This window comes from Pseudomonas sp. XP1 (assembly GCF_053557675.1).
In genome coordinates this window covers 386,252-402,246 of record NZ_JBNRIJ010000001.1, presented here as the reverse complement: position 1 = coordinate 402,246, position 15,995 = coordinate 386,252, and the positions used below count along the sequence as shown (strand labels likewise).

At 63.8% G+C, this 15,995-nt stretch carries 13 protein-coding genes; 7 read left to right on the top strand and 6 right to left on the bottom strand.

Features of this window, described 5'->3' with window-relative positions; all coding sequences use genetic code 11:
* Positions 1-93 precede the first annotated feature (93 nt).
* Together cysS and ACK1U9_RS01850 are read right to left on the bottom strand one after the other, a co-directional pair.
* Entirely contained in the window at positions 94-1,476 is a 1,383-nt protein-coding gene (cysS, locus tag ACK1U9_RS01855; protein ID WP_085598612.1) for a cysteine--tRNA ligase, read from the bottom strand.
* A 9-nt stretch (positions 1,477-1,485) separates the two neighbouring features.
* Positions 1,486-3,189, bottom strand: a complete 1,704-nt coding sequence (locus ACK1U9_RS01850) for a glutamine--tRNA ligase/YqeY domain fusion protein (RefSeq protein ID WP_046616584.1) — start codon at positions 3,187-3,189, stop codon at positions 1,486-1,488.
* Between the two features lie 247 nt (positions 3,190-3,436).
* Between ACK1U9_RS01850 and ACK1U9_RS01845 the strand changes: the two genes are divergently transcribed.
* Positions 3,437-3,937: a peptidylprolyl isomerase gene (locus tag ACK1U9_RS01845; RefSeq protein ID WP_003259195.1), complete on the top strand. Its 501-nt coding sequence runs from the start codon at positions 3,437-3,439 to the stop codon at positions 3,935-3,937.
* Positions 3,934-4,656 carry a UDP-2,3-diacylglucosamine diphosphatase gene (locus tag ACK1U9_RS01840; RefSeq protein WP_108480249.1) on the top strand — a complete coding sequence of 241 codons (723 nt, stop codon included), beginning with the start codon at positions 3,934-3,936 and terminating at the stop codon, positions 4,654-4,656. The genes ACK1U9_RS01845 and ACK1U9_RS01840 overlap by 4 nt, the downstream gene beginning before the upstream one ends.
* Positions 4,657-4,777: 121 nt before the next feature.
* On the opposite strand, the gene pvdQ is transcribed toward ACK1U9_RS01840, so the two are convergent.
* Positions 4,778-7,072, bottom strand: coding sequence for a bifunctional acylase PvdQ (gene pvdQ / locus ACK1U9_RS01835; protein WP_108480248.1), 2,295 nt, complete (start codon positions 7,070-7,072; stop codon positions 4,778-4,780).
* Positions 7,073-7,287: 215 nt separating this feature from the next.
* Here pvdQ and ACK1U9_RS01830 point away from each other — a divergent pair, with 215 nt between their 5' ends.
* Positions 7,288-7,662: a fe2+ zn2+ uptake regulation protein gene (locus ACK1U9_RS01830; protein WP_449109635.1), complete on the top strand. Its 375-nt coding sequence runs from the start codon at positions 7,288-7,290 to the stop codon at positions 7,660-7,662.
* Between the two features lie 36 nt (positions 7,663-7,698).
* Here ACK1U9_RS01830 and ACK1U9_RS01825 read toward each other — a convergent pair whose 3' ends face one another.
* Positions 7,699-7,887 carry a hypothetical protein gene (locus ACK1U9_RS01825; protein WP_003248064.1) on the bottom strand — a complete coding sequence of 63 codons (189 nt, stop codon included), beginning with the start codon at positions 7,885-7,887 and terminating at the stop codon, positions 7,699-7,701.
* Between the two features lie 151 nt (positions 7,888-8,038).
* Here ACK1U9_RS01825 and ACK1U9_RS01820 point away from each other — a divergent pair, with 151 nt between their 5' ends.
* The 4 genes from ACK1U9_RS01820 (at position 8,039) to ACK1U9_RS01805 (ending at position 10,538) form a co-directional block, all read left to right on the top strand.
* On the top strand, positions 8,039-8,497 hold the full coding sequence (locus tag ACK1U9_RS01820; RefSeq protein ID WP_085598607.1) for a hypothetical protein: 459 nt from the start codon (positions 8,039-8,041) through the stop codon (positions 8,495-8,497).
* Positions 8,498-8,748: 251 nt separating this feature from the next.
* Positions 8,749-9,129 carry a Mor transcription activator family protein gene (locus ACK1U9_RS01815; RefSeq protein ID WP_085598605.1) on the top strand — a complete coding sequence of 127 codons (381 nt, stop codon included), beginning with the start codon at positions 8,749-8,751 and terminating at the stop codon, positions 9,127-9,129.
* A gap of 65 nt (positions 9,130-9,194) precedes the next feature.
* Entirely contained in the window at positions 9,195-9,914 is a 720-nt protein-coding gene (locus tag ACK1U9_RS01810) for a DUF2589 domain-containing protein (RefSeq protein ID WP_230386544.1), read from the top strand.
* A gap of 90 nt (positions 9,915-10,004) precedes the next feature.
* Positions 10,005-10,538: a DUF2589 domain-containing protein gene (locus ACK1U9_RS01805; protein ID WP_286195884.1), complete on the top strand. Its 534-nt coding sequence runs from the start codon at positions 10,005-10,007 to the stop codon at positions 10,536-10,538.
* An 18-nt stretch (positions 10,539-10,556) separates the two neighbouring features.
* On the opposite strand, the gene ACK1U9_RS01800 is transcribed toward ACK1U9_RS01805, so the two are convergent.
* Positions 10,557-14,231 carry a translocation/assembly module TamB domain-containing protein gene (locus ACK1U9_RS01800; protein WP_449109634.1) on the bottom strand — a complete coding sequence of 1,225 codons (3,675 nt, stop codon included), beginning with the start codon at positions 14,229-14,231 and terminating at the stop codon, positions 10,557-10,559.
* Positions 14,228-15,970, bottom strand: a complete 1,743-nt coding sequence (locus ACK1U9_RS01795) for an autotransporter assembly complex protein TamA (protein WP_108481329.1) — start codon at positions 15,968-15,970, stop codon at positions 14,228-14,230. Before ACK1U9_RS01795 ends, ACK1U9_RS01800 begins: the two co-directional genes overlap by 4 nt.
* Positions 15,971-15,995 lie beyond the last annotated feature (25 nt).

The window sequence follows — 15,995 nt, the reverse complement described above, 5'->3', positions numbered from 1 at the left end:
CCCACAGGGACTGCGCAGTTCTTCAGGCTTGCGCTGTACCTGTGGGAGCTGGCTTGCCGGCGATGGGCTGCGCAGCAGCCCCAATGACATCGATCAGTCAGCCAGACGCCAAGTAGTCCCACCCTTGCTGTCTTCCAGCACCACACCCATGGCGGTCAGCTGGTCGCGAATGCGGTCGGACTCGGCCCAGTTCTTGTCCGCACGCGCCTGCAGGCGCGCCTGGATCAAGCCCTCGACCTCAGCGGCATCCACCTTGCCTTCGGCACCGGCGCGCAGGAAGTCATCAGCTTCCAGCTGCAGCACACCCAGCACATCACCCAACTCGCGCAAGCGACCGGCCAGGCCGGCCGCAGCCTCCACGTCGCTGTCGCGCAGGCGGTTGATCTCGCGCACCAGGTCGAACAGCACGGCGCAAGCTTCGGGGGTGCCGAAGTCGTCGTTCATGGCCACGCTGAAGCGCTCGACAAAGTCTTCGCCACCCTTGGCCGCCACCCGTGGCAAGCCGCGCAAGGCGTGATAGAAGCGCTCCAGTGCGCCCTTGGCATCGCGCAGGCTGTCTTCCGAGTAGTTGATCGCGCTGCGGTAGTGGCTGGCCACCAGCAGGTAGCGCACCACTTCAGGGTGGTACTTCTCGAGCACGTCACGGATGGTGAAGAAGTTGTTCAACGACTTGGACATCTTCTCGCCATTGATCCGGATCATGCCGCAGTGCATCCAGGCGTTGGCGTACTGCTTGCCGGTGGCCGCCTCGCTCTGGGCAATCTCGTTCTCGTGGTGCGGGAACTCCAGGTCGCTGCCGCCGCCGTGGATGTCGAAGCTCTCACCCAGGCAGCAGGTGGACATCACCGAGCACTCGATGTGCCAGCCCGGACGCCCCGGGCCCCATGGCGATTCCCAGCTCGGCTCGCCCGGCTTGACGCCCTTCCACAGCACGAAGTCCAGCGGGTCCTGCTTGGCTTCGTCGACCTCGATACGGGCACCGATGCGCAGGTCTTCGATCTTCTTGCGCGACAGCTTGCCGTAGCCGACGAACTTGCCGACGCGGTAGTACACGTCACCGTTGCCCGGTGCGTAGGCATAACCCTTGTCGATCAGGGTCTGGATCATCGCGTGCATGCCGGCGATATGGTCGGTGGCACGCGGCTCCTGGTCCGGCGGCAGGATGTTCAGGCGGCGCTCGTCTTCGTGCATCGCGTCGATCATGCGGGCAGTCAGGGCATCGAAGCTTTCGCCGTTCTCGTTGGCCCGGTTGATGATCTTGTCATCGATGTCGGTGATGTTGCGCACATAGGTCAGCTCGTAGCCGCTCTTGCGCAGCCAGCGGGTGACCAGGTCGAAGGCCACCATGCTGCGGCCATGGCCCAGATGGCAATAGTCGTATACGGTCATGCCGCAGACGTACATGCGCACCTTGTTGCCATCCAGCGGTTTGAAAGTTTCCTTCGCTTTGCTCAGCGTGTTGTAGATGGTAAGCACGGCGGTTCCTCAGCTGCCCCAGGAGTCACGCAGAGTGACAGTGCGGTTGAACACCGGGCGGCCCGGCTGGCTGTCTTTCAGGTCGGCGCAGAAGTAGCCTTCGCGTTCGAACTGGAAGCGGTCCTCGGGCTGCGCCTGGGCCAGCGACGGTTCGGCACGGCAGCCGCTGAGCACTTGCAGCGAGCCTGGGTTGATGTTGTCCAGGAAGGTGCCGCCCTCCTCGGTCTTTTCCGGGTTCGGCGAGCGGAACAGGCGGTCGTACAGGCGCACTTCGCACTCGACGCTGCCCTCGGCCGGTACCCAGTGGATCACACCCTTGACCTTGCGGCCTTCCGGGTTCTTGCCCAGGGTGTCCGGGTCGTACGAGCAGCGCAGCTCGACGATGTTGCCGTCGGCATCCTTGACCGCCTCGTCGGCGCGGATCACGTAGCTGCCGCGCAGGCGCACTTCACCGGCCGGTTCCAGGCGCTTGTAGCCCTTCGGCGGCTCTTCCATGAAGTCGTCGCGGTCGATGTACAGTTCACGGGAGAACGGCAGCACGCGCACGCCCATGTCTTCCTTCGGGTGACGCGGCAGTTCGAGCTGCTCGACCTGGCCTTCCGGGTAGTTGGTGATGACTACCTTCAGCGGGCGCAGCACGCACATGGCGCGCGGTGCGGTGCGGTCCAGGTCGTCACGGATGCTGAACTCGAGCATCGACATGTCCACCACGCCGTCGGAACGGTTGGTGCCGATCATTTCGCAGAAGTTGCGGATCGAGGCCGGGGTGTAGCCACGACGACGGAAGCCGGACAGGGTCGACATCCGTGGGTCGTCCCAGCCTTCGACGTGCTTTTCGTCCACCAGCTGCTTGAGCTTGCGCTTGGAAGTGATGGTGTAGTTCAGGTTCAGGCGGCTGAACTCGTACTGGCGCGGGTGTGCCGGCACCGGCAGGTTGTCGAGGAACCAGTCGTACAGCGGACGATGCCCTTCGAACTCCAGGGTGCAGATCGAGTGGGTGATGCCCTCGATGGCGTCCGACTGGCCATGGGTGAAGTCGTAGTTCGGGTAGATGCACCACTTGTCACCGGTCTGGTGGTGGTGGGCATGGCGGATACGGTACAGGATCGGGTCGCGCAGGTTCATGTTCGGCGAGGCCATGTCGATCTTGGCCCGCAGCACGCGCTCGCCATCCTTGAACTCGCCGGCCTTCATGCGGGCGAACAGGTCGAGGTTCTCGTCAACGCTGCGCTCGCGGAACGGGCTGTTCTTGCCCGGTTCCTTGAGGTTGCCACGGTACTCCTTGGCCTGCTCGGGGGTAAGGTCGCAGACGTAGGCCTTGCCACGCTTGATCAGCTCGACCGCCCAATCGTGCAACTGGTCGAAGTAGTCGGAGGCGTAGCGCACATCGCCGGCCCAGTCGAAGCCCAGCCACTTGACATCGCTCTGGATGGCGTCGATGTACTCCTGGTCTTCCTTGGCCGGGTTGGTATCGTCGAAACGCAGGTGGCAGACGCCCCCGAATTCCTTGGCCAGGCCGAAGTTGACGCAGATCGACTTGGCGTGACCGATGTGCAGGTAGCCATTGGGCTCCGGCGGGAAACGGGTGACGATGCTGCTGTGCTTGCCCGAGTCCAGGTCGGCCTGGATGATCGGCCGCAGGAAGTTCGCAGGGACAGCGGGGGCGCCTTTGGCAGCGGCGTTGGGCGCGTTGTCGGCAGTGGGCTTGCTCATAGGATCCTTGAATGCACGTGTCCGGCCTGGGTAGGCCGATTGAATCAAAGGGCCTATCATAGCCGAAGCAGTCAAGCTGCTGACAGTCGGGCCCGGACAAACTGGCGTGATTTATCACGGCTTTTTGCCGCAGCCTGGCAAAATGGCCAGTGCGCGCCATGTGTCGCGATCGCCTGATCCTGCGTCAGGTGATAACCCGCGCCCTGCGCACCCTAATTCCGATTGCCTTGAAAGAGCGAGTTTCAGCATGTCCAAAGTCAAACTGAGCACCAACCACGGCGACATCGTCCTGCAGCTGGACGCCGAGAAAGCGCCGCTGACTACCGAAAACTTCGTTCAGTACGTCAAGGACGGCCACTACAATGGCACCGTGTTCCACCGTGTGATCAAGGGCTTCATGATCCAGGGCGGCGGCTTCGAGCCTGGCATGAGCCAGAAGAAGACCCGCGCCAGCATCCAGAACGAAGCCGACAACGGCCTGAAGAACAAGAAGTACAGCATCGCCATGGCCCGTACCATGGAACCGCACTCCGCCTCGGCGCAGTTCTTCATCAACTCGTCCGACAACGACTTCCTCAACCACAGCGGCAAGAACGTGCAGGGCTGGGGCTACGCGGTATTCGGCGAAGTGATCGAAGGCCGTGAAATCGTCGACGCCATCGAAAAGGTCGCCACCGGTTCCAAGGCCGGCCACCAGGACGTGCCGAAGGACGACGTGATCATCGAGAAAGCCGAGATCGTTGAGTGATCCTGCTGATCTCCGATCTGCACCTGCAAGAAGAACGCCCGGACATTACCCGGGCGTTTCTTGATCTGCTCGATGGCCGTGCCCGCCACGCCAAGGCGTTGTACATCCTTGGCGACTTCTTCGAAGCCTGGGTCGGCGACGATGCCATGACGCCCTTCCAGCAGTCGGTCTGCCAGGCCATGCGTCAGCTGAGCGACAGCGGCACGGCCATCTACCTGATGCATGGCAACCGTGATTTCCTGATTGGCCAGGCCTTCTGCGATGCTGCGGGCTGCACGTTGCTGCAAGACCCCAGCGTGATCGAGCTGGGTGGTGAGCAGGTGCTGCTGATGCATGGCGATACCTTGTGCACCCGCGACCTGGCCTACATGAAAATGCGCCGCTTGCTGCGCAACCCGCTGAGCCTGTGGGTGTTGCGGCACCTGCCGCTGTCTGCCCGCTACAAGCTGGCCCGCAAGCTACGCAGCGAAAGCCGTACGCAAACGCGGATGAAGTCCACCGATATCGTCGATGTCACGCCGGAGGAAGTGCCGAAGGTAATGGCGGCGCATGGTGTACGTACCTTGGTGCATGGGCATACTCATCGGCCGGCGATACACAAGCTGGTGGTCGACGGGCAACCGGCACGGCGTATCGTGCTGGGCGACTGGGACCGCCGCGGTTGGGCCTTGCAGGTTGACGAACAAGGGTTTCAGCTGGCGCCGTTCGAGTTTTCCTGACCAACCGAGTCGCTCTCTTCGCGGGTAAGCCCGCTCCCACAGGTATCGTGCCGCTTGCAGCTTTGGTGCAGTACCTGTGAGAGCGGGTTTACCCGCGAAGAGGCAGACACAGGCTAACGCCTCAAGGCCGGCTGACCACTGCCCCCTTGTCCCGCTCACTGATCACCACTTCCCGATACTCCGGATCAGCCTTGATCTGCGCATCGGTAAACGGAATCACCACCAGTTGCCCGGCCGCAAACGCCTTGGTCTGGTCAGCGGCATGCACCGAAGCCGCTTCACTCGACTGGGAAAACGCCAACAGCCCGCGGGCCTGCGGCCCCTTGTCGGTAAAGCTGACCAGTTGCAGGTAGCTGGTACCACTGACCACCAGCCGCTTGCCCTGCCCGTGCGGCACGCTGTAGATCGCGTTGTAAACGCCCAAAGCCTGCGGGCCACCCGGCACCGGTGTGCCATCGCTCGCCTGTTGCACCTGCCCCCAGCGCGCATCCCCTGCCATGCCGCTGTCACTCACCTGCTTGTGCGACGCCAGTGCGGCCTGGTGCAGCAACTTGCGCACGGCCGCCCGTTCTACCGCCAGCCCTCGTGGGGTGTGCTGCGGGTCGGCCGGGTCGAAAGCCACCCGCCAGCTTTCCGGATGCTCGGCCAAGGTATCGAACAGGTTCTGGAAATGCACCAGGCCAATGCCGCTGTCCAGGTCAGCCTTGCCATTCCAGGCCGCCAGGCTGCTGCATACCGCCCGCACATCCGCATCGGCGCCCTTGCACCACTGCAGCAGGTCAGGCAATACCAGGCTGGCCAGGTAGACCTCGTCATCGGTCACCATGCGCTGCAGGTCGTCAACGCCCAGGCGGGCCGTGCCCTGCAGGCGTTGCAGGGCAAAGCGGCCACGCATGCCCAGCGGCTGGTCACTGCGGCTGACCAGCGGCGAATAACCGGTCAGCGGCTGCGCCGGGTTGGCCATCCAGGCCGGGTCGTTGGAATTCTGCACGAAATCTTCGCGCTCCAGACTCGGCAGCAGCCGCGCAGGGAAGATTCCCGGCTGCGCGGCCTGCGCATCGACCTTCCACTGGCACGCACTGCGTGAGCCATCCAGTACCACCAGGCGCCCCTGTGCCTGCGGGTTGCTGCACGCACTCAGCAGTTGCTGATCCACATAAGGCACCACTGACTGGTTCAGGTACAAGGCCTTGCCTGCCGGGTCCACCGCCAGCGTGTTGACCCAGGGGATGCCCTGCAGCTGTTCGATCGAGCCTTTCAACGTTGCAAGGCTGTCGGCACGGTTGATCTGGTACCACTGCTGCAACACCCGAGTGTTCTCTAAGTTGGCGTCGCGCAGGCTGTACGCGGCTTGCGTATCCCAGTCCAGGCGCCCCGGCCATTGCACCACCGGGCCGAATTGCGAGCTGTAGACCTGGCGCTGTACCTGGTTCAGGCTGCCATCCTCGGCCTTGACCGCAACACTGACGGTCTGCCGGGCCAGCGGCAGCGACCTGCCATCGAGCAGGTAGCGGGTCGGGTCCTTGGGGTCGAGTTGCAGGCGGTACAGGGTGAAGTGCTTCGATGTGTCGACGGTATGCGTCCAGGCCAGATGCTGGTTGAAACCGATGTTGACCACCGGCAGGCCCGGCAATGCCGCCCCCATGACATCGAGCTGGCCGGGAATGGTCAGCTGCATCTGGTAGAAGCGCATGCCACCCATCCACGGGAAGTGCGGGTTGGCCAGCAACAGACCGCGGCCATTGGCCGAACGCCGAGCCCCGACGGCCACCGCATTGCTACCGCGCTCCGTGGCAAAACGCTGCTGCCTGGCCAGCGCCGCGGCAAACCCTGCCGCCGTCGGCTGGCCGGCCTGGGTTGGTGGTTGCGCCCCGGCCAGCGCTTCGACGAACTGCCCGACACCGCCTTCGGCGAGCAGCCGACGGGTCAACTTGACCAGGTCCTCGCTGCTGATCGGCCGCAACCACTCGCCGTTGCCACATTCGGCGGGCAACCCCTTGCTGCGGCGCTCGGCCAGCGCCCGGTTGTAGCCGCTGGCATAACCTGCCAGCAGCGCCTGCACCGGCGCTGGCTGCGCCTGCAAGAACGCATCGACTGCCGCTGGTGTGTTGAGCCAGGCGAAGAACACATCGCTGGCCAGGTTGTCACGCTGCTCCAAGGTCTTGCCCTTGGCACCGAAGTAGCGCGAGCGCTCGCCACTCACGGTCAGCACTTCATTGGCCAGCAGGCACAGGTTGTCCTGGGCATAGGCGTAGCCGATGCCATAGCCCAGGCCGCGCTCGTCCTTGGCAACGATGTGCGGCACCCCGTAAGTGGTTCGGCGAATCTGCGCACTGGCATCGGCTGCGGCGGACTGCACCGGCGCTGCGCCGACGCTGAAGGCTGCCAAGGCGGCAGCCAGGCCTGCGCAAGTCATGGGATGGGAAAGTGGAAGCACGGGCAATCCTCGGGTTCGGGGTCATCCCGATCAGACGAATGGCCAGATGAAAATTTTACGTATTACAAGGCAATGGAACGTCTTGAACAGAACCAGGCTTTTTTTTGCGCGTGGGCTGCAGTTTTTCCGTTCTCATTCGTCCTAGTAAGTGAGGCACCCAGATTTCGGGTTCGTCCACGAAAAGGAGCATTCACATGTACAACCCGCAACCCTCGATCCAGGCTGCGCGTGTCCCAGGCAAAACGCCCACGGAACGGGACGTTTTTGCTGACGAGCGCATCGGCAACGAACAGATCCGCGAGCTGTTGCGCAGTTTCGGCCTGCGTACCAGCCTGATCCGCCTCAAGGTCATCGATGCCTTGCACGCCGCCGACCGCAGTGGCCGCAGCATTGGCGTGCGCGGCGTACACGCGCAACTGGAACAGCTGGATATCCCGCTGTCGTTCCTCAGCGTGCGCGAAGTGCTCAAGCGGTTGTGCAGCGAGGGTGTCATCCAGCTGGGTAGCGACAAATGCTACAGCCTCGACCCGCAAGCGCGCGCTGTGCTCGAGCGAAGGCCTTTGCGCTGAGCGCGTGGCCGGCCATGCCTGGCCGGCCCGGCAAGGTCAGGGTTTGACCTTGCGCCGCAGTATGCCGTTGATCACCACGACCACCACCGCGATGGCGATGGCCAGCATCTGGAAGGTCTGCTCACTGATCGTGCCCTGCTTCTGCAGGTGGGACAGGCCCAGCATCAGGCCCAGTACCACCAGGATGATCAGAAGGGAATATTTGAGGCGCTGCACGTGTGTCATCGAAGGTTCCTTGCAACATCAGGGGCAAATGGCTCGCAACGAGCCGCGGCAATGATACAACGGCCACCGGCCCCGGCGCTGCATTTCCTGCTGGGTGGGGCGGCGCCGGCCTGAAAGCATGGGGCTCCCAAGCACCCATGCCGGAGGCACCATGTACAAACCCCTTCTGTTCGCGTCGCTGTTCCTGACGCCCTTTTCCCTTCATGCGCTGGACACCCACCAGACCCCGCCCGAGCAACTGCTCGAACTGGGCCGCGAACTGGCTGCCAGCGCGGGCGCCAGCCAATGGCAACAGCTGTGGCAGCGCGTGCGCCAGGCCGGTTACCTGCAGGCAAAGGGTGCGTCGTTACATTTCACTGTCGCCCCCGCGCAACTGCCCGAGCTAGCCCGGCAAACCCTGGCCCAGGCCGACCAGGTACAAGCACAGCTGCAGACTCAGGCACTGTACCGCCGCAGCTTTGCAGACCAGGTCATCGGCCACCGTGACGGGCAGCCGCTGCACGCGCTGTGCCTGCTGGTCGATTGGCGCACGCTGCCACAAGGTATGCGCGACGCCCCTCAGGCCTACCTGCGCAGCGCAAGTTTGCTGAGCAGCTATCCGTGTGATTGAGGGTTACCACACCCAAGGCAAAGCACTGAGAGTGCCCTGATCGGAAATCACCCGCCACAGCCAAATGTTGAAGCCATGTCCTACAACGCCGGATATCGCTGCCTGCAAAACCTGTTCGCGGAAGCTACAAGCCCCAACCCATATGGCGCCTAGCGACACGCCTCGGCTGTCACAGAAAATCCAGTCACACCTACGACATAACGCCGCTGGTGATCGGGTAGCACAGCCCATCCGTCCCGAAGGAGCGCCATATGCAACTGCCAGACTTGAGCCACATCGATATCAGCCAACTGCCCCATTCGCTGCAGGCCTTGATCGACTGCATCGGCATCGAAAACGCCTACCAGCTGACCTGCGCCTACGGAGGCAGGCCCAAGTACATCCCCAAGCACCGCGAGCGCACCAAGCTTGCCGACGTGCTGCCGGCCGAAGCGCTGGACGCGCTGATCAAGCGCTTTGCCGGTGTCGCCCTGGAAATTCCCAAGGCTGACCACTTCATGCGCCAGTTACGCAACCTGCAGATTCAGAAGGAAAGCGCCAGCGGCTTGTCCCGCAGCCTGCTCGCTGACAAGTACGGCCTGAGCCTGCGCCAGATCGGCAACATTCGCCGCCAGGAACATTGCGCTCGCTGAAGCCCTGGCATCGTGACCACGATTGGCAACCACGTTTTTAACCCAACCAGAAAGAGAACCCAGCAATGTCGATAGATAACAGCCTCATCGGCTCCGTAATCAATGCCCTGCCGATGGACCGAATGATCGCAGGCCCCTTGCAGGCCATGGTCCAGGCCCAGGTCACCGCCAGCAAATCCTACGCCGACTTCCTGATGCAGGTGTGCGTCCAGGACGGCAAGGCCGTGGCTATCCAGTTCGACTACGACGAAACCATCGTTGACGAACAAGGCGAATACAAGGGCGTGGTCAGCAAGACCATGAAGGTGCCGCTGGTGGCGGCAATCACCCACCCGAACATCTCCATCGAAGAAGGTAATGTCGAGTTCGAGCTGGTCATCAACCAGATGTCGGAAGACGTTTCCAGCAAGGACATGAACGCCGAGGCAAGCGGTTCGCTGGGCTGGGGGCCGTTCAAGCTCAACGTGAAGGGCAGCGTCAGCCACAAGTCCACGCAAACCCGCAAGACTGACACCCGCGCCCGCTATGCCTTCAACACGACCTTGAAACGCCAGGAGCCGCCTGAAGCGATGATGCGGGTGATCGACTTCCTGACCGACGCCGCGACAAAGCCGACCGTGGTCAAAACCGCCAAACTGGACAGCCAGGACGTAATTTCCCAGGCCGATACCTTGAAGAGCCCAGCAGCTACCGGTACTGCAGCTACCGGTACTGCAGCCACCGGTTCTGCAGCCACCGGCGCCGCAGCCACCGGTGCTCCGACCCCCGGCGCAAGCACCCCTTGAGGCACGCCCCCCCTGCCCCGAACAGCCCCCCTGACCAGGGGGCACCACCTGGCCCGAGGAGTCGAATCATTGGATAAAGCCCCTACCCCCATGACGTCAATCGACCTGCGCGAAATTACCCGTGGCCTGCAGGAAGCCGCCAGTGCTACCAACAGCCTGATCGCGCAGCAGTACATCAACCTGTTCGACCAGTTTTTCGAATGCGACACCGGGGCGCTGGGCGCGCCCATGAAAGCCAAGATGGTCGAGGTGGCCATGGACGGCCAGCACATCATGCGCGTACCACTGTTTGCGCTGGTGTCTCCCAAGGGCCTGGCCCTCGAGCGCATGCAGGTCGACCTTTCGGTTAGGGTCAAAGGCACCGAAGCACAGCAGGCATTGCTCACCGCTGGCGAAAACAACGCCGCCAGCTTCAAGGTCACCATCGGCGGCCAAGGGCGTCAGGGCGAGAGCCGTGACCCAGACGAAGTGCAGATCCGCATGCAGTTCCAGGCCAGCGAACCACCAGAAGCCCTCAACCGGCTGATCGAGGAATACACCAACCTGATGATCCCGGTACGCGCCCCCAGCCCGCCGCCCTCGCCCGACACCAATGAGTTCATCGAGGCAGCCATCGTCCGTTGACGGCCACCCCGCACCGCCTCAGAAGTCGCGCTTGTAGAAGATGTCCAGTGAGCTGGCCAGCCCGCTGGCAGCCTCGAGGTACACCTTCTTGCTCAGCTTGTAGCGCAATGCAATGGTGTTGGCGGGCTCGAACACCCCCACACCGTAGCGCAAGCTCAGTTTCTCGGTGAGGTTGCCGCTGGCGACCACGCTGGTGGTATTGCCCGAACCTTCGGTGTCCAACTGGAAGTCGTCGATGCCCAGGCTGGAGGCCAGGCTGCCGGTGATGCCGGCGCTACCCGCCAGGCCCAGACCCAAGGCTGCCTCGGCGAGCATGTTGTTGTCTTCGCCGGAAGCGCCCAGCGGCCGCCCCAGTACCAGATAAGACAGCGCCTGCTCCTGGCTCATGGCCGGCTCCGAAAACACTTTGCTGGTGGGCTGCTCGGCACTGCCGCTAAGGCGGATACCGGCAATCACGTCGTCGACCTTGCGGATCGCTTCGATGTCCAGGTACGGCTGGTCGATCGGGCCCGCGAAAAGCAACCGCGCACGGCGGATGGTCAGGCGCTGACCGTAGGCGCGATAGCGGCCGTCGGCCAGGCTCAGCTCGCCACGGGTGTCGAGGTTGTCGCCGATGTGCACATGGCCAAGCAGGTTCGCCGTGAGACCAAAGCCACTGAACGAAAGCTTGTCGCGGCCCACTTCGACATCGATGTCCATGGCCATCGCCATGGGTGGCTTGCCCTCTTCGGTCTGGTGGCCGACGATCACCGTGTCATCCGAAACCTTGACCGTGGACGGTGGCAGCTCGCGTACAGTGATCGTGCCTTTGGGCACCTGTACCTTGCCGGTCACCGCCAGCTTGTCATCGACCAGGCGCAAGGTCAGGTCCGGGGCGACTTCCAGCGTCGCATAGGGCTCGACCGTGACGGGCAATTGCTGGCCCTGCAGACGCAGGTCCATGCCCAGTGCCTGGCCCCAGGTGAGGTTGCCATTCAATTGGCCGCGGCCCGCCTCGCCACTGCGCCAACCGCCATTGAGTTGTACCTGCTCGCCGGCAATCAATGCCTGCAATGACAGGTCCTCGAGGCTGACCGGCAGCTCGGCGCCACTGACTTCGCCGCCATTGAGCATCAGGTTGCCGTTGACCTGCGGCGTCAGCAAGGTACCCGACAGCCGGCCACTGCCATTAAGCTGCCCGGCCAGGCGCTCGACCATCGGCACGAACGGACGCGCTACCGACAGGTCGAGGCCGGCCAGGCGGAAATCACCCGACAGCGGCTTGTTCTTGCCCATTGGATCAAGGCGGGTGTTGACGGTCAGCTCGCCCAGGCGCTCGCCGCGGAACGCCAGGCGGGTATCGATGCGCCTTGGCGCCAGCGTGCTGTCCAGGCGCAGGGCCTGGTACGGGAAGTCGACCCAGCGGTCCTTGTCGCGCACGCGCAGGGTACCGCCACTGGCGTCGACGACGATAGTGCCCTTTGGGCCGCTGGCCGGAATGTCCAGATTGATGTCGGCATTGAGCAGGCCCTGCCAGGCGAAGTCCTTCGGCAGCCACTGGGCCAAGCTGTCCAGCGGGAACTGCTTGAGGTGGTAGCGCAAGCGTGGCTCGGGGGCCAGGCGCTGGTCGTCGCCGCACAGGCTGGCCTGCCCGGAACGCCAGCAGTGCGCAGCAAAGTCCAGCTGGCCGCTGGCCAACCGCTGCAGGCGTGCCGGCGCCTGCAACTGCCAATCCTGGCCGCCGGCCTGGATCCGCCCACTGGCCAGGCGCCCGCGCCAGTCACCCTTGTTCAACTGGCCATCCAGGCCGAGGTCGAGTTTGAGCTGCGGGCCGTCCAACGCCAGGGTCAAGGCTTGCTGGCGAATGTCGCCTTTGCCGTTGGCCTGCAAGGTCCCCAATGCCGTGTCACCCAGGTGAATGCCGCTGGCCTTGAGTTCGATCACGCCACGCTGGGCGTTGTCCAGCCGGGCATCCAGGTCCAGCTGCTGCAGGCGGTTTTCCACCTGGGCCAGCCGCTGGCCCTGCAGTGTCAGCGTACCTTGCGGGGCCTGCAAGGTACCGGCGACGTCCAGCCGGCCCTTGACCTGGCCCTGCAATCTTGGCCACAACTGGCCCAGGCGCGGCAGGTCCAGGTCGACCCGCCCGGCCAGGCGCTGCTGCAGGCTGCCACTGCCATTGATGCGGTTACTCCCGAGCTGGATTGCCAGCGCGCCCAAGGTCCAGCTCTGCCCTGCCCCTTGGGCCTCGACCTTGAGCATTGCCGGCTGGCCGCGCAAGCGGCCTTTCAGGTCAAGCTGGGCATCCAGGCTCAGGGCATCGCCTTTCATTTCGCCTTTGCTGCGCAGCGGCCCCGCCAGGGTACCCGGCAGCTCGGCCAGCCAATAGGCTGGGTCGAGCGCCGACAACTGCAGGTCGACATCCCATGCCAGGGTGTCTGCAAAGCGCACGGCGACACTACCGGCAGCCTTGCCTTGCCCGGCACTCAGCGCCAACTGCGGCAGCTTCACCTGACTCAAGTCACCTTCGAACGGGCTGGCCAGGCTGAACGCGCCGGCCGGGCCATCCAGGTCGCCATTGAATGTGCCCTGGTAGTTGCCATCGCGATAACGCACCTGGGCCAAGAACCGCTTGAGGGTGACTTCGGGCGGCGTCTCAAGTGGATACAAGCGCAGCCACGGGAAGTCCTGCCAGTCCAATTGGGCGTCGGCGACCAGACCTTGCTGCCAGTCAGCCGTGGCTTGCAACTTGACCCGCTGGGTATCGCTGGCGTTCAGGTCCAGGGCATCGAGCCTGGCACCTTTGCTGTCGACCAGCCCGGACAACAGCACAGCGATCGGCGACTGCTCGGCCGGCAGGCTGGCCGCCCCCGACAGTTGATAGCCCTTGAGCAGGTCGCCCCGGGCGTCGAGCTTGAGCTGGTTGAGCTGCACGGTGTCGGGCAACGAGGCGGCCGGCTTGAAGGCCGCGGAACGGATCTGCAAGGTCGCCGGCAGGTGCTCGGCCAGCGCCTGCAATTGCCCGCTCAGCGTAGCGTCGAGGTAACCGCTGCTGGTGCCTGCGAGTTTCAGGGTTTTCTGCAGCTCGCCGGTGGCGGTCAGCGCCAGTTGCCAGGGTTTGCCGTCTACCGCGGGCAGCTGCAGCTGCGCCTGGAGTTGCACCGGCCAGTCGGCTTCGGGCTGCAGGTCGCCCTGCAGGCTCAACTGCAGGTCATCGCGCTGCAGGTGCAGGCTATCGATGCGCAGCCCGGTATTGGTCCAGTGCGCCTGCAGTTTCAGGTCGCCAAGCAGGTCATTGCCATCCATGCGCAACTGGCCAACCTTGACCTCGCCCAGTTCGATGGCCAGCGGCAAGCGCAGGGCCGGCAATTGCAGCGGGCCGCTGTCGGCCGGTTCGGCGCTGGGTGCAAAGGCCATGTCGATGCGCTGCGCCTGCAACTGGTCAATGCACAAGGTAGAGCGCAGCAGGCATGCCGGCGACCAGGCCAGCAGTGGTGCCTGTACCTCTACCATGCTGCCGGCATCGTCCCATCTCAGCCGGCTGGCTTGCCAGCTACCGGCCAGGCGGCCCTGGAAGTCAGCCACCTCAAGCCCGGGCACCTTGCCCAGCACCCAGCGGCTGCCGGCCTCGGTCCCCAGCAGCAGGCAGAGCGCCAGGCCCAGGCTTACGGCTCCCCCTAGCAGGCCCGCCAGAATGTACTTGATCACGCGTCTCACAGCTCAGGCCCCATGGAAAAGTGCAGGCGAATTCCCCCTTCATCGTCCAACGCCTTGGCCAGGTCCAGCCGCAACGGCCCGACCGGCGACACCCAGCGCACGCCAAAACCGACACCGGTCTTGAGGCTTGGCAGTTCCAGGTCGTTGAACGAGTTGCCCTGATCGACGAAGGTTGCCAGCCGCCACTTTTCGGTCAGCGAATACTGGTACTCGACACTGCCGGCGACCAGGTAGCGCCCGCCAATGCGGTCGCCGTCGCTATTCTTCGGCGACAGGGTCTGGTAGTCATAGCCACGCACGCTCTGGTCGCCGCCGGCGAAAAAGCGCAGCGACGGCGGAATGTTGTTCTTGAAGCCATTGGTCGCGCTGCCACCGAACTGCACCCGGCCGAGCAAGCGGTGGTCATGGCCAAGCGTTGTCAGGCCTTTGAGCAGCACGTTGCCATGCAGCAGGTTGGTGTCCGAGACCAGCCCTTCCTTGGCCACCTGCACATCGAACTGCAGGCGGTAGCCGTTATGCGGGTCGATGCGGTTGTCACTGCGCAGGAAGGAGTAACTCACCCCCGGCATCAGCAGGTTGCTCAGCCCGGAGTCATCACCCAGGCGGTACTCCTCGCGCTGGTACTTGAGGGAAATCACCCGCTGCCAGCCGCTTGGCAGTTTGCTGTGCCACTCGGGGCCCACCGTCAGCAGTTTGCTGAGGGTGTCGGTGCCGGCAATTTCTTCGTTCTGGTAGCCGCCGGCAAAGCGCAACTTGTCGGTCAGCGGCGGGTCGAGGGGGATGTCGTACCAAAGGCCGACGTTCTGCCGGGGCGCCGACAGTTCGGTTTCCCAACCGTAGCTATGGCCCTGCGGGTTGACCCAGTGGCGGGTCCAGTTGGCCTTGCCGCGTGGCCCGACGTCGGTCGAGAAGCCCAGGCCCAGGCCCATGGTGCGCGGTTTGCGGGTTTCCAGGCGGACATCCACGGGGATTTCTTCGCCCACGGCGGCGGTAGGTGCCGCATCCACGCGCACGCCTTCGAAGTAGCCGCTCGATTGCAGGTCATTGTTCAGCTCGGCGATCAGTTCCGAGTCGTAAGGTGTGCCTGGCTTGAACGACACCATGCGCTGCAGCAGGTCTTCGTCCAGCGGTGTGTCGCCACCGAAGGTGACGGCGCCCAGGTGATAGCGCGGGCCGCTCTGGTAGACCAGTTCGATATCGGCCACACCCGCCTGGGGGTCGACCGCCAGGCGCTGGCGGCTGAAGCGCCCACTGAAAAAGCCATAGCGTGACGCCTGGTTCTGGATCAGCCGCTTGGCATCTTCATAATGGCCATGGTTGAGCTGTTCGCCAGCGCGCAGGGCCTTGCTGTCGGGCACGCGAAAGGCCTTCATCTCGCTGGCAGGGCCTTCGATGCGTATGGTCACGTTGCGCAGGCGAATCGGTTCGCCGGGGTCGATGGTGATGATCAGTTGAGGGGAACGGTCAGCCTCGCTGGCGGGCTTGACCTCTGTATCGATCTGCGCCTGGTAGTAGCCAAGTGCCTGCGCGGCTTTGCGCGCCTGCTCCTGGGCGCCGCGACTGAAGCGCAGCAGCGCTTCTTCATCGCGGTCGCCAAGGGAACCGATATAGCCTTCGACATTGGCCTTGAGCGCTTTGTTGGCCGGTTTGACCTTCACCAGCAACTCGCTCTGGCCCCATGCTGCGAAACTGGCGACCCAGATAACCAGGCCCCAGGTCAATCTTCCTGAATACGTCATGCGGCGAATGCTACCAGAGCCGGGC